Annotated in this window: 10 protein-coding genes and 1 CRISPR repeat array; of the genes, 1 reads left to right on the top strand and 9 read right to left on the bottom strand. The window is 68.2% G+C overall.

Annotated elements, in window-relative coordinates:
- Positions 1–28: 28 nt before the first annotated feature.
- The 3 genes from AZOLI_RS00150 to ahcY all read right to left on the bottom strand — a co-directional run bounded on the left by AZOLI_RS00150 (position 29) and on the right by ahcY (position 2,053).
- Positions 29–343: a CcdB family protein gene (locus AZOLI_RS00150; protein WP_014246533.1), complete on the bottom strand. Its 315-nt coding sequence runs from the start codon at positions 341–343 to the stop codon at positions 29–31.
- Positions 343–636 (bottom strand): type II toxin-antitoxin system CcdA family antitoxin, encoded by a 294-nt coding sequence (locus AZOLI_RS00145; RefSeq protein WP_014246532.1) that lies wholly within the window; start codon positions 634–636, stop codon positions 343–345. Before AZOLI_RS00145 ends, AZOLI_RS00150 begins: the two co-directional genes overlap by 1 nt.
- Positions 637–754: 118 nt before the next feature.
- A complete protein-coding gene (ahcY, locus tag AZOLI_RS00140) occupies positions 755–2,053 on the bottom strand; it encodes an adenosylhomocysteinase (protein WP_014246531.1) in 1,299 nt (432 codons plus the stop codon).
- A gap of 221 nt (positions 2,054–2,274) precedes the next feature.
- Between ahcY and AZOLI_RS00135 the strand changes: the two genes are divergently transcribed.
- Positions 2,275–3,366 (top strand): PA0069 family radical SAM protein, encoded by a 1,092-nt coding sequence (locus tag AZOLI_RS00135; protein WP_014246530.1) that lies wholly within the window; start codon positions 2,275–2,277, stop codon positions 3,364–3,366.
- Between the two features lie 3 nt (positions 3,367–3,369).
- On the opposite strand, the gene AZOLI_RS00130 is transcribed toward AZOLI_RS00135, so the two are convergent.
- The 6 genes from AZOLI_RS00130 to icmH all read right to left on the bottom strand — a co-directional run bounded on the left by AZOLI_RS00130 (position 3,370) and on the right by icmH (position 14,003).
- Positions 3,370–3,606: a hypothetical protein gene (locus AZOLI_RS00130; protein ID WP_014246529.1), complete on the bottom strand. Its 237-nt coding sequence runs from the start codon at positions 3,604–3,606 to the stop codon at positions 3,370–3,372.
- Positions 3,607–3,711: 105 nt separating this feature from the next.
- Positions 3,712–5,007 (bottom strand): MFS transporter, encoded by a 1,296-nt coding sequence (locus AZOLI_RS00125; RefSeq protein ID WP_014246528.1) that lies wholly within the window; start codon positions 5,005–5,007, stop codon positions 3,712–3,714.
- The gene (locus AZOLI_RS00120) at positions 5,004–6,662 is read right to left on the bottom strand and encodes a tetratricopeptide repeat protein (RefSeq protein ID WP_014246527.1); all 1,659 of its coding nucleotides are present in this window, start codon (positions 6,660–6,662) and stop codon (positions 5,004–5,006) included. Before AZOLI_RS00120 ends, AZOLI_RS00125 begins: the two co-directional genes overlap by 4 nt.
- Positions 6,663–7,173: 511 nt before the next feature.
- Positions 7,174–9,755: direct repeats of the CRISPR family, unit length 37 nt; unit sequence GCTTCAATGAGGCCCAAGCATTTCTGCTCGGGAAGAC.
- Between the two features lie 264 nt (positions 9,756–10,019).
- The gene (tagF, locus tag AZOLI_RS00115) at positions 10,020–10,688 is read right to left on the bottom strand and encodes a type VI secretion system-associated protein TagF (RefSeq protein ID WP_014246520.1); all 669 of its coding nucleotides are present in this window, start codon (positions 10,686–10,688) and stop codon (positions 10,020–10,022) included.
- Positions 10,688–12,760 carry a type VI secretion system membrane subunit TssM gene (gene tssM / locus AZOLI_RS00110; RefSeq protein WP_014246519.1) on the bottom strand — a complete coding sequence of 691 codons (2,073 nt, stop codon included), beginning with the start codon at positions 12,758–12,760 and terminating at the stop codon, positions 10,688–10,690. Before tssM ends, tagF begins: the two co-directional genes overlap by 1 nt.
- A 10-nt stretch (positions 12,761–12,770) precedes the next feature.
- Positions 12,771–14,003 (bottom strand): type IVB secretion system protein IcmH/DotU, encoded by a 1,233-nt coding sequence (gene icmH, locus AZOLI_RS00105; protein ID WP_014246518.1) that lies wholly within the window; start codon positions 14,001–14,003, stop codon positions 12,771–12,773.
- Between the last annotated feature and the right edge of the window lie 38 nt (positions 14,004–14,041).

Raw genomic sequence — 14,041 nt, 5'->3', positions numbered from 1 at the left:
CACAGTCCTGCGAGGCTCCAGCATCCTCCTACCGGCCTTGAGCAACCAGAGCGTCGAGTGCCGCTATCACTCGGATATGCTCGCCATCAAGGTTGGTGATCGATGGTCCGAGCAGCTTGGCGGGAATTGTCGCCATCTGAAGCGGGTTCATCAACACCGTGATGTTCTCCACGGCGAATGCCGGATTGAGCGTCCGATCATGGTAGGAAATCTCGCTGGCGAGAACCAACGGCACCACCACCCGATCGGTGCGATCCTCCCAACGGTCACTCTGCACGACCAAGAGATAGGGGATAACCGTTCTGCTTCGCCCCGGATTGCGATGCACGTCGAACTGCGCCATCAGCGGTCCTGGTCTTCCGGCATGAAATCCCGGTTCCATTCGTCCGCGAAGCGCCCGTGCTTCTCGTCGAATGCGTTCCAGGCCGCAACAACCTTGCGCCGATGCGCCGGATCGTCATCCCGTTTCCGCCGCTCATCCTGCATCCAGGCGGCCAAGAGTGTCTCTATCGTACCCGACAGGTTGTCGGTGTAACCTTGGGCGAGCCGCAGCAGATCCTCGTTGAGGGTAATGTCGACGCGCTGCTTGGATGCCTGTGCATCATAGCCCGCATCCCTCTTGCCGATATGGCTCATGCCATCCTCCGCTGCTTTTCCTTCGTATGGTGATGCGGCTTTCGCTCGGTGACAAGCGCCGCAAGAAAAAAGGGCCACCCCACCGGGACGGCCCTTTTTCATTCAATCCCACACGCGCTTAGTAGCGGTAGTGGTCCGGCTTGTACGGGCCGGCGGCTTTGACGCCGATGTATTCGGCCTGCTTGTCGGTCAGGGTGGTCAGCTTGGCACCGATCTTGTCCAGATGCAGGCGGGCGACCTTCTCGTCCAGGTGCTTGGGCAGGACGTAGACCTTGTTCTCGTAGTTGGCGGCGTTGGTCCACAGCTCGATCTGGGCCAGCACCTGGTTGGTGAAGCTGGCGCTCATCACGAAGCTGGGGTGGCCGGTGGCGCAGCCCAGGTTGACCAGACGGCCCTGGGCCAGGACGATCAGGCGCTTGCCGTCGGGGAACACGACCTCGTCGACCTGCGGCTTGACTTCTTCCCAAACCAGATTGCGCAGGGCGTCGATCTGGATCTCGCTGTCGAAGTGGCCGATGTTGCAGACGATGGCACGGTCCTTCATGGCGCGCATGTGGTCGATCGTGATGACGTCGACGTTGCCGGTCGCCGTGACGAAGATGTCGCCCAGCGGGGCGGCCTCGTCCATGGTGATGACCTGATAGCCTTCCATGGCGGCCTGCAGCGCGTTGATCGGGTCGATCTCCGTCACCATGACGCGGGCGCCCTGCGAGCGCAGCGAGGCGGCCGAGCCCTTGCCCACGTCGCCATAGCCGGCGACCACGGCGACCTTGCCGGCGACCATGACGTCGGTGGCGCGCTTGATGCCGTCGACCAGCGACTCGCGGCAGCCATAGAGGTTGTCGAACTTCGACTTGGTGACGCTGTCGTTCACGTTGATGGCCGGGACCTTCAGCGTGCCCTTCTTCATCATCTCATACAGACGATGGACACCGGTGGTGGTCTCTTCCGACAGGCCGCGGACGCCGTCCAGCATCTCCGGATACTTGTCGTGCATGATCTGGGTGACGTCGCCGCCATCGTCCAGGATCATGTTCGGGGTCCAGCCGTCCGGGCCGCGCAGGGTCTGCTCGATGCACCACCAGAACTCCTCCTCCGTCTCGCCCTTCCAGGCGAAGACCGGGATGCCGGCGGCGGCGATGGCGGCGGCGGCCTGATCCTGGGTGGAGAAGATGTTGCAGGACGACCAGCGCACGGTGGCGCCGAGCGCGGTCAGCGTCTCGATCAGCACGGCGGTCTGGATGGTCATGTGCAGGCAACCGACGATGCGGGCGCCGGCCAGCGGCTTGCTATCGCCGAACTCGGACCGCAGGGCCATCAGGCCCGGCATCTCGGTCTCGGCGATGGTGATCTCCTTGCGGCCCCAGTTCGCGAGGCTGATGTCCTTGACCTTGTAGTCCGTGAATTCGGCGGCCATGAGGGATGACTCCTGGTGGGCGGTGACGATTCGGGCAGCGGAGTTTCGGGCGCACCGGATCCCCGGCCCTGCCGCTGTAATTGGCCAAGGGTGTATCAGCGGATCCGGAACCATGCAAGCATAAAGATATCTTTATGTTTGCTGGGTATGTTCGGCAAACCAAGTGCAGACCGGCCCTTTGTTCTCTTTACGTTCGCTTTGGCCGCGGCTAAGCTGCCTCCATGGATGAGATCAAGCGACCGCCGATCAAGGGACGTGGTGCGGTGAGCAACGCCACCGGCCGCTTCGAGCGCGAGACCCGCGTCCTGACCGACGACGGCTGGACCGGCTATGCGTCCGGCGGGAACGAGGCGCTGACCGATCCCGTGCGCACCACCGTCTCCCCGGCCTCGGCCAAGTCGATCATCGCGCGCAACCAGTCGCCCGACGTCGCTTTCGACCAGTCGGTGAACCCGTATCAGGGCTGCGAGCATGCCTGCATCTACTGCTTCGCCCGGCCGACCCATGCCTATCTGAACCTGTCGCCGGGGCTGGATTTCGAGACGAAGCTGTTCGCCAAGCGCAACGCGGCGGATCTGCTGGCGAAGGAGCTGCGGGCGAAATCCTATGTCTGCCAGCCCCTGGCGCTGGGCGCCAACACCGACACCTACCAGCCCATCGAGCGGACGGAGGGCATCACCCGGCGCGTGCTGGAGGTCTGCCGCGACTTCAACCAGCCGGTCAGCATCATCACCAAATCGGCGCTGGTCCTGCGCGACCTCGACATCCTGGCGCCGATGGCCGCGGATGGGCTGGCCTCGGTGGCGATTTCCGTGACCACGCTGGACCGCGACCTCGCCCGCGTGATGGAACCGCGGGCCAGCACCCCGCCGCGCCGGCTGGAGACCATCCGAACCCTGGCGGAGGCCGGCGTACCGGTGGCGGTGCTCGCCAGCCCGATGATCCCGGCGCTGAACGACCACGAGCTGGAGTCGATCCTGGAGGCGGCGGCCGGCGCCGGGGCGCGTGCCGCCAGCTATATCCTGCTGCGCCTGCCGCTGGAGATTGCCACCCTGTTCGAGGAATGGCTGCGCACCCACGCCCCCAACCGCGCCGACCGTGTGCTGAGCCTGATGCGGCAAAGCCGTGACGGCGCGCTCTACCGCTCCGGCTTCGGCACACGGATGAAGGGCACCGGCCCTTACGCCGAACTGCTGCGCCACCGCTTCAAGCTGGCCTGCAGGAAGCATGGGCTGGGCGACCGAAGCTGGCAGCTCGACTGCAGCCGCTTCCGGGTGCCGCCGGCCGCCGGGGACCAGCTATCGCTGTTGTGACGGTCAGGAGCGGCGGAGCATCCTGGCCCAGGGCGACAGCGGGTCGGCCGGTTTGGACACGGCGGAATTGGAAACGGACGACAGCGGAAGGCGGCCGGTCGCCAGCATCGCCATCACCAGCGCGGGATGGGACGGGCCGGCGGGATCGTGGCCGGCATGATCGGCCTGCCCGGTGCCGTCGTTCTCGTTCAGCGCCTCGTTGATGCGGGCGAAGGCTTCGATATCTTTGATGTGCAGCATGGTCCGTACCCCTCGGCTTCGACTTTTGTGCGTCGCAGCAAAAACGAAGGTAACAGCTCTGCCCTCGAATGGTCTCATGTGCGGCGCTTTGACGCGGCCCTTTTTCTAACGGGCCGGTTCGCGAACCGCCAGCATAAGCCCGAATCCGATCACGAAGAAAGCGAGAACCGTCGCCATGCCGACGCGCTGGCTGGCGAAGGCCTGGGTCGCCAGCCCGAACAGCAGCGGCCCGAAGAAGCCGACGAAGCGTCCGGTCAGGCTGTAGAGCCCGAACATCTCGCCCGCCATGCCCGGCGGGGCCAGCCGCGCCATCATCGAGCGTCCCGCCGCCTGCGCGGGTCCGAAGAACAGCCCCAGCCCCAGCGCGAAGACCCAGAACCACAGCCGGTCTGTCGCCAGCAGCAGCGGCACGCTGCAGAACGACATGCCGGCCAGCGCGATCAGGATCACCGGCTTGGCCCCGGCCCGGTCGTCCATCCAGGCGAAGCCGATGGCCCCCGCCCCCGCCACCACGTTCAGCACGATGGCGAAGACCAGGATTTCCTCGAAGCTCATGCCGAAGGTGCCGGCGGCGAAGATCCCGCCGAAGGCGGTGATGGTGTTGATGCCGTCGCGGTAGAAGGCGCTGGCGATCAGGAAACGCATCACCTGGCGGTAGCGCCGGGCCTCGCGCAGCGTGGCGACAAGCGTCGCCACCCCATCGCGCGCCGCCCGCAGCAGGCCCTGGCCGGTCGAGGGTTCGTCAGGCACCCACAGGAAATAGGGCAGCGCGAAAACGCCGTACCACACCGCGGCCAGCAGCGCGGTGGCGCGGACATTCGCCTGCTCGCCCCAATCCGCCCACTGCAGCCCGAACAGGCCGAACAGCGGGGCCGGCGCCTGGACGAAGCCGACCAGCGCCAGCACGAGGCAGGTCAGCCCGCCGAAATAGCCGATGCCCCAGCCCCAGCCCGACACCCTTCCCAGCAGCCGCGGCGGCACCAGCCCCGGCAGGCTGGCGTTGTAGAAGACGTTCGCCAGTTCGAACGACACGGTGGCGATCACCACGCAGGCAAGCGCGAAGGCGGCATCGGCCGGATCGGGCCTGACCCACCAGAGCGCCACGGTGAAGGCCACCGTCAGCCCGGTGAACAGGGCCATCCAGGGCTTGCGACGCCCTGCCCGGTCGGCGATGGCGCCCAGCACCGGGCTGAGCAGCGCGATGGCGACGCCGGCCGCGGTCATCGCCGCTCCCCAGCGCGCCGTGCCCTCCACCGGGTCGCCGACCACGCCGCGGGCGAAATAGACCGAGAAGACGAAGGTGGTGATGATGGTGTTGTAGGCGGAATTCGCCCAGTCGTAGAGGCACCAGGACGCGATGGCGCGGCGGGAGGGTGTGTGTGAGGCGACGGCTTCGCTCAAACGCCCTTACCCCCCATCAACCCGTCCACCCCGAAGGAGATCTGGTTGTTGTCGTAGCGGGCGACGATGCGCAGGCGGTCGCCGGCCGACAGGGCGATCGGCTTTTCCAGGAAGGTCATCGCCTGCTTCCAATGGTTGGTGCGGGCGCGGCTTTCCGACTTGTAGACCACCTCGTCGTCCATGAAGAGGTCGAACCAGAAGGCGACGCCGTGGCAGGTGCCGGCGGTGACGATGGTCACGTCGATCACCCGCTCGCCCTCTTCCGGCATGTTGCGGGTGAAGTCGAAATCCAGCGCGGTGAAGGGCTTGGACAGCGGCGTGTGGGCGTCGGCGCCGAGGTCGATCTGCTGGTAGCCGGGGGAGCGGAAGACGTCGAAGCTGCCCATGTCGAAGCCGTCGATGGTCTCCACCGGGTTGATGCGGGCCAGCTCCGGCGTCTCCACCAGCATGGCGTAGACGGTGGAGGCGCGCGGGATGATGGCGCCGCCCGGCTTCACCAGATGGGTGCGGGCATGCTGCAGAACCGACAGCATGCGCGGGGCCAGCATGCCGATGTTGATCAGTTCCGACACGAAGACGTCGGCCTTCTCCGGCAGGTCGCCGCCCTCGCCCACCGTCAGCTGGGTGGACAGGCGCGGCACCACGTCGATGCGGTCGGCATAGCCGTTGCGCGCCACCGTTTCCTTGGCGACGCGGGCCAGGATCGGGTTGACCTCGCAGGTCACCACCTTCTTCGCGCCCGCGCGCGCCGCCATCATGGCGACGATGCCGGAGCCGGTGCCGATCTCCAGCACCAGGGAATCGGGCTTCACCGCCCGTTCCAGCGACTGTTTGTAGGCCTCGTTCCGCTCGAAATCGTTGATCATCGGCAGGTGCCAGCCGGGCACCGCGTTGGAATAGATCAGCCGGCGGGTGAACTTCACCATGGGGTGGTCGGGCGCCTGTTCGCGCGCCGATTCGATCACCTCGATGGCCTCCGCCGCACGGTCCAGGCTCTGCAGCACATGGGCGAGCCCGACCTGGGCCGGGACGAAGCGCGGGGCGGCGGCCAGCACGATGCGGAACTCCGCCTCCGCCTCCGCCAGCCGGCCGCGGGTGGAGAGCAGCTCCGCCAGGCTGTAATGGACGTCGAGATAGTCGGGCGCCTGCTCCAGCGCGGTGCGGAAATGCCGTTCGGCCTCCTCCAGCTCGCCCAGCTCGCGCAGGGTGGCGGCGAGGAAATGGTGCATCTCCGGCGCTTCCGCCCGCAGGTCGAGCGCGGCGCGGAAGCAGTCGGCCGCCTCGTCCAGCCGGCTCTGCGCCTTCAGCGCGTTGCCCAGGTTGCCGTGCAGTTCCGGCAGGCGCGGGTTGACGGCAAGGCCGGCGCGGAACGCCTCCTCCGCCTCCGCCGCACGGCCCTGCTGGAAGAGCAGGCTGCCGCGGCTGTTGTGGAAGGACGGGTCGTTGCCGTTCTCCGCGATGGCCTGGGCGAACAGGGTCAGCGCATAGTCGGGATGGTCGGTGTGGGCGGCGACCAGCCCCAGCAGATGCAGCGCCTGGGCATTGTGCGGGTCGGTCGCCAGGATCGCCCGGCAGACATCTTCCGCCCCAGCCAGATCGTTGCTGCGGAAACGCTTCGCCGCTTCGAGCAGGGTGGGGACGGGGGTGTCGGTCATCGCGGCGGCTCCAGGGGACGGCGGGAACGGGGGGCGGCGGGAACGGGGGACGGCGGGAACACGAAAAGATCGCCGCACCATACCGGGAATTGCCGCCGCGCTACAGCCTTTCGATCCGCCCCCGGGCAGCGGGCCGCGCCGGCCGGCCGCGCTTCTGCGAATGGAACGTTTGAAACGGCGTGAAACGGTTCCGGCCACCCTGTTCAACTGTTCACCGGACCGGCCGCCCGGCGTCAAGCTGCCGGGATGGAAGAGGTTTCCCGGCCGCAGGGGATGAAACATGCGACCGCAGCGGCGGTGCCGCAGGACGGCGGTGCCGGGGCGGCGGGCGGCGGGAGAGCCGGCGGACGGGGACCATGCGAGGAAACTCCATGGTTGGGGTTCTGGCATTTATTCCTACCACAGACGCCAGCGTCCGGCCAGAACAGCTCCACACTCCCGGCCAGGGTCCGAGAGCGGCGCCCGCCGCAGACGACCGAGCGAAGCTGTGGCGACACGACCCTCGGGGAGCTTTTCAAAGAGGCCCGAGCATTTCTGCTCGGGAAGACACCGCTGATCGGCGCGGCGGTGACCGTCGGCGTTCTCCTGCTTCAATGAGGCCCAAGCATTTCTGCTCGGGAAGACCGGTCGAGCCGCCGAACGATCTCCCGTTGACGCTCGGCTTCAATGAGGCCCAAGCATTTCTGCTCGGGAAGACGGCTGGTCTTCGCGGAGAAGTTCGGCACCCCGACCGTGCTTCAATGAGGCCCAAGCATTTCTGCTCGGGAAGACCCGTGCGCCATCTGGCTGCCGACCGGCCGGACGGACACGCTTCAATGAGGCCCAAGCATTTCTGCTCGGGAAGACCCCGAACAAGGCGATGGGCAAATTGGTCGAAATGGACAAGCTTCAATGAGGCCCAAGCATTTCTGCTCGGGAAGACACCATCGACGTGGTGCTGACCGAGACCGCCGTCGCGTTGCTTCAATGAGGCCCAAGCATTTCTGCTCGGGAAGACGCCGCGTGGCGCCTGCGGGTGTGGCGCAAGAAATCATGGCTTCAATGAGGCCCAAGCATTTCTGCTCGGGAAGACAACCACCGGCGTTGCCATCTGCGCCGTTCCGTCTTTGCTTCAATGAGGCCCAAGCATTTCTGCTCGGGAAGACCGGGGCGCTGCGTTTCGCCAAGGTTCAGTTCGAAACCGCTTCAATGAGGCCCAAGCATTTCTGCTCGGGAAGACCGAGGTCCCAGTCGCGGCCGGAGGAGATGTGCTCGATGCTTCAATGAGGCCCAAGCATTTCTGCTCGGGAAGACGAGGCCGGCCCCCGCCTTCAGGACCGCGCCGCCGATGGTGCTTCAATGAGGCCCAAGCATTTCTGCTCGGGAAGACTCCTTTTCGTTTCGTTCATGAGTGGTCCTCTCATGATAGCTTCAATGAGGCCCAAGCATTTCTGCTCGGGAAGACCACCCCGATCCATCGGCATGGCAGCGCGTCGACATCCCGCTTCAATGAGGCCCAAGCATTTCTGCTCGGGAAGACCCGACCAAGCTGTTCGGCAACATCGCCAAGGACATCGAGCTTCAATGAGGCCCAAGCATTTCTGCTCGGGAAGACCTGTGGGGGTGCGCGGTCGTGCTGTCGATCCTGCCGGATCGGCTTCAATGAGGCCCAAGCATTTCTGCTCGGGAAGACCTCGCCGAGGAGCACCCGGAGATCAGCCTGGAGCAGTAGCTTCAATGAGGCCCAAGCATTTCTGCTCGGGAAGACGGGTCGGCCTGGAAAGGCATCGCCGCCGAAAGCTTCTAGCTTCAATGAGGCCCAAGCATTTCTGCTCGGGAAGACCGGTCTGGTGGTCTGGGCCTCGTTCGCCTTCCCCAAGGGCAGCTTCAATGAGGCCCAAGCATTTCTGCTCGGGAAGACGCCGACCGCTTCATTGCCGGCGGCGGCGACCTCGTGAAGCTTCAATGAGGCCCAAGCATTTCTGCTCGGGAAGACCAGGCCGCCGTCGTGAATGCGGTGTTCGCCGCCTTCATCGCTTCAATGAGGCCCAAGCATTTCTGCTCGGGAAGACAGGGCGATGTCGAGGATGTGTCCAAGCTGACTCACCTGCTTCAATGAGGCCCAAGCATTTCTGCTCGGGAAGACGGCATCGTCATCTGGGATGCGCTCACCCTGCAGTCGCTTCAATGAGGCCCAAGCATTTCTGCTCGGGAAGACGCGGAGGTGGAGGCGCTGACCGAAACCATCGCCGACCGGCTTCAATGAGGCCCAAGCATTTCTGCTCGGGAAGACCAGCCCAGGTCCGGCCGGTCTTGTCGCGCGCCTCGGCGCTTCAATGAGGCCCAAGCATTTCTGCTCGGGAAGACCGTTTCCGGGCAGCATTCCCTATTCGCCGACGCGGGTTCGCTTCAATGAGGCCCAAGCATTTCTGCTCGGGAAGACACCAGTTCGCCGGCATGATCGAGCGCTGCCTGGGTTTGCTTCAATGAGGCCCAAGCATTTCTGCTCGGGAAGACGTTCGGCGCCCTGTGGGGAGATCCCGAAGCAATAAAGTTGCTTCAATGAGGCCCAAGCATTTCTGCTCGGGAAGACACCCAATCGGGAACGTCGATCTGGCGGGCGTTGTAGCTTCAATGAGGCCCAAGCATTTCTGCTCGGGAAGACTCGGCGACAAGCTGGGCAATGCTGGCGACAAGCGGCTGCTTCAATGAGGCCCAAGCATTTCTGCTCGGGAAGACTCCCGGGCTTGGCGCCGATGCCCAATCTTCCCCAGACGGTGCTTCAATGAGGCCCAAGCATTTCTGCTCGGGAAGACCGGTTCCAGTCGTAGATCGCCGCGCTTTCCTCCGCGGCTTCAATGAGGCCCAAGCATTTCTGCTCGGGAAGACGCCGATCGTCCCGGTCATCGTCCATATGCCGACGATGTTGCTTCAATGAGGCCCAAGCATTTCTGCTCGGGAAGACGACATCAAGACGTATCAGACCCTGGGCCGCATCGCCTTGCTTCAATGAGGCCCAAGCATTTCTGCTCGGGAAGACGTGCGTTCCAGCCCGCGCAGCTTCTCCGCCGTCTGGCGCTTCAATGAGGCCCAAGCATTTCTGCTCGGGAAGACTGCCCCCCCTCTCAACCCGCTAGGAAACAAGGGTGATTCGCCACGGATTCGAGCGGTGGGGGAAGCTGTCCGGATGGACAGGTTTTTTGGTCCGCTTTCGTTCTGAACGATGTCAAAGATCCCAGCGAAAACAACGGCTCCGCATTTTCGAGCGGTGACGGGGTTTTCGCGCGTGCCGGACCGCTCGCACGGGCGGGCGGGCGGCAAACGCGAGAGTAGCATAAGGCTCGGGCCAGGGACCAGCGCGCGACAGCGGCTCCTTCCCTACCCCTCGCCGGCATTCTCCCAGCCCCAGCGGTTCCAGGCACCGTCGAGGAAGGCGGTCGGGCGCGGGCCGGCGGGCAGGCCGGAACAGGACAGCAGCGACGGGGCGACGCGCCCGGCGCCGCGGGTCCACCACAGGCTGGCATCCGCCGCCAGCGGGCCGGACAGGCGGTTCAGCAGGGCGCGGGTGGCGGGGCTGATGCGTTCCGGCTCCGGACGGCCGAGGATGGCGAGGCGGGCCGGCAGCCCCTCCACGTCGGTACCGGCGCGGCAGGCATCCGCCGCCAGCGCCTCGGCACGGGACAGCCATGCGGCGCAGGCGGCGGGGGCGTCGGCGATGTCGAAGCCGGCGGGCAGGCCGGCGGCGATGGTGAAGGGGTACTGGCGGCCGACCCGGTCGGCGCTGGGCATCCACACCCCCACCAGCGGGGCGGCGCCGCACAGGCCGGCGGACAGGGCGAAGCGCCAGACCGGAGCTTGGGCGAACAGAGGGTCCCATTCACCGCCCAGCCGCCGCCCGGCCTCGCCCAGTGCCGCCGACAGCCAGCGGTCCCAGGGGCCGAGAACCGCCGCCGGCAGGCCGTGGCCGACGAAATCGCCGCGCGCCGGCACCTTGCCATGGAAGCCCATCACCGGATCGGCGCCGCGCGGCATGCCGAACGCTCCCATCACGGCAGCTCGGTCCGGCCGGGCTGGGGCATTGGCCGGGCGATGGCAGGGGGAGCGGATTGGGCCAGCACCTCCTCGACACGGGCGACCAGCGCCTCGTCGGGCGGGACCGGGGCGAAGCCGACGGCGAACAGGGCGGCCAGATGGTCACCCAGCGCGCGGCGGCGTGCCTCGTTGGCCGGGCCGGGCAGCGTGCGCTGCCAGTCCAGCGCCACCCATTCCGCCAGGGCGCCGGCATCCATCGTCTCCACCCCGCCGACCATGCGGTAGATGCGCAGGGTCTGGCGCAGCTGGTCGGGCAAGGCCCAGTCGGCGCGCAGCCGCTCCTCCAGCCGCAGGGCAAGGCGGGCGAGGAACTGGCTGCGCAGGGCGCGGCGGTAGGCCTCCTGCGACGGGCCGGCGATGCGCGCGCCCTGGTACAGGCCGCCGGCAAGCGCGGGCTCGGCCCAGCTGTGCGCGCTGTCGAAGGCCAGCGGCAGGGCGCGCAGGGCGTCCAGCGCCGGCAGGATCGCCGCCGGGTCGGCATCGTCCACCCGCGCCAGCGACCGCGGCGGCGTGTCGAGCGGGCGCAGCGCCGCCTCCACCGCTGCGGCGCCGGCATCGGCGCTCTCCAGCAGGGCGGCATTGCCGCGGGCGCTGACCAGCCACCAGCCGCCGACCAGCAGGGCCAGCGTCAGTGCGGCCACGGCCGACAGGGCGCTCCGGCGGCGGCGGGCGCGCTCCACCGCCCGGTCGAGCTGGGCGAGGTTGGCCTCGGGAAAGACGACGTCCGGCAGCAGCCGGTCGAGGAAATAGGAGGAGGCGCCGGCGGCCGGGTCCGGCTCCAGCAGGGCGAGCGCCCCGCCGGTCTGGGTGGCGCTGGTCAGGTAGAGGCCGCGCAGGCGGGGCGTCTCCTCGCCATGCTCCGAGCCGAAGACCGTGTCGACGATGTCGGCCAGCGCCGGTTCCAACTCCACCACGCGCAACGGCAGGGCGAAGGCGTCGGCGCGGCGGCGGAGGTCCGGTTCCTGGTGCAGCCGGTCGAGCAGCCGTTCGTCCAGCCGCCGCACCAGCCCGGCATAGAGATCGCGGAAGACCGGCAGAGGCCCTTCCTCCCGCTCGGCGGCCGGCAGGGTCAATCCCCACACTTGCGAGCGCGCCTCGCGGTCCAGCGGGTCGAAGAAGGTGGTGAATCCGTCCAGCAGGTCGGCCTTGGTCAGCAGCAGATAGACCGGCAGCCGCAAGCCCAACTGCACGCGCAGCTCGTTCAGGCGCTGGCGGATCAGGATGGCGTGGTTGCGCCGTTCCGCCTCGTCCCAGGCGGCGAGGTCCGGCAGGCTGAGCGTCAGCAGGACGCCGTTGGCTGGCTGGAGCGGCCGGTGTTCCTTCAGCAGGTCGAGCAGGCCGGACCACACCCGCCCGTCCACCGCCCGCCGGCTGTCCTGGGTGGTGTAGCGGCCGGCGGTGTCGATCAGCACGGCACGGTCGGTGAACCACCAGTCGCAGTTGCGGGTGCCGGCCAACCCGGCCAGCGGCCCGGCCACGCTGCCGTCGGCGGCGGTGGCCCCAAGCCCTGCGTTGGCCAGCGCCGTGGTCTTGCCCGAACCGGGGGCGCCGATCACCAGATACCAGGGCAGCTGATAGAGGTAACGGCCGCCGCGCCGCTTGCGCAGCCGCGCGAGCACCGCGTCCATCCGCTTGCGCACCGTGGCGATCTCTTCCAGCGAGGCCTTCAACTCCGGGTCGCGGGTGGCGGCCAGCGCCTCCAGCAGGCGGGCGTTGGCAGCGCGCTCGCGGGCGTCGGTGCGGCGGTTGAACGCCACCCACCCGGCCAGCGCCAGGACGAGCGGCAACAGCCGGATACTCCAGTCGGCCTGGACGGTCGGCAGCAGATGGGGAGCCAGCGCCGCGGCCAACCGCGGCAGCAGCAGCCAGCCGGCCAGCCCCAGCGCCAGCGCGCCGGTCAGCGACAACGCCCAGCGGGCGCGGGCGGAGCGGTGCGGCGACGGGACGGCGGCGGGTTTGCGGCGGCGCTTGGCCGGCTTGGCGCCGGCCTTCTTCGCGCCAGCCTTTGCGGGACGGGGATCGGCCATGGCGGGCGCCCTATTGCGGATAGAGGCGGATGTCGACCCGCCGGTTGGCGTCCCGCCCGGCGGGCGTGTCGTTCAGGGCGACGGGCTCCTGGTCGCCATGGCCCTCGGCCGACAGGCGGGCGGGCGGCAGGCTGCGCTCCAGCAGCTTGCGCACCGCTTCGGCGCGGGCATCGGTCAGCGCCTGGGCGGTGGGAAGGCGGCCGGTGGGCGGGGTCTGGTCGTCGGTGTGGGCGACCACCCGGACGCCGCCGGGCTCCGCCGCCAGGGTCTGGCCCACTCGCTCCACGATGGCGCGGTGGCGGGCCTTCACGGCGTCGCTGCCGGTGGCGAACATCGCCGCCGCGGGGATGCGGATCACCAGGGCGCCGTCCTCCCCCGCCAGAACCTCGACCGCGCCGATGCGGATTTCCGGCGCCAACTGGCCGGTGATGCGGGCGATCAGGGCGGGGCCGGCGGTGGGCGGCGGCGGCGGGACCATCCGCGCGATCTCGATCGGGCGGTCGGGCAGCAAGGCGGCGATGCGGGCGACCACCGGCTCCGCCTGCCGGTCGAGGGTGCCGGCGAGATGGACGTAGAGGCCGGACAGGCCCAGCGCCACCGCCGCCCAGACGATCCAGCCGGGCAAGGTGCCGCCCGGGCCGCCCCTCAGCGGGCGGAACGGCTCCGCCACACCGGCCCAGGCCGGCGACAGCTCCGCCGCCACGTCGCCGCGGGCGCGGCGCAGGATGCGGTACAGCTCGTCGCGCAGGCGGGCGAGGTCGTGGGCGCCGCCGGGCTTGTCGCGGAACCGCCCCTCGAAGCCCAGCGACAGGCAGGCGTAGAACAGCTCCAGCGCATGACGGTGGTGGCGCGGGTCGCCCAGCATGCCGTCGAGCAGGTCGAAGAAGCGCACCCCGGCACCGGGTTCCGCCACCGACGCCCCGCCATGGCCGGCTGCGCGGGCGACGTCGTCCAGCGTGGCGGCCAGCGCGACACGGGCGGCGGCGATGTCGTCCGGGTCGAGGCCGGCGGCGGCGGCCTCGCGCTCGAACCGCTCCAGCGCCGCGGCGGCGGCAGAGCGCGGCGAGTCGGCAAGGGCACGGTCGCGCAAGCTCCCCGCCAGCGCCAGCACCGGGGCGGCGACGGTCAGCAGGGGGTTGAGGGAGTCGCGGGAGCGCGGAGGCGGATTCGGGGTGTCGGGGACGGGCGGGGGCACGGCCTCCACCAGCAACTCCACTCCGTCCGCTCGGTCGTCCGCCTGCATGTCTCATCCGCTGTGGGGGAAATTCGGAGGGAGGTATA

Origin of the sequence: Azospirillum lipoferum 4B (assembly GCF_000283655.1) — a bacterium.
GTDB lineage: Bacteria > Pseudomonadota > Alphaproteobacteria > Azospirillales > Azospirillaceae > Azospirillum > Azospirillum lipoferum_C.
The sequence above is the reverse complement of the archived record's forward strand: the minus strand, read 5'-3'. Positions and strand labels throughout refer to the sequence as shown.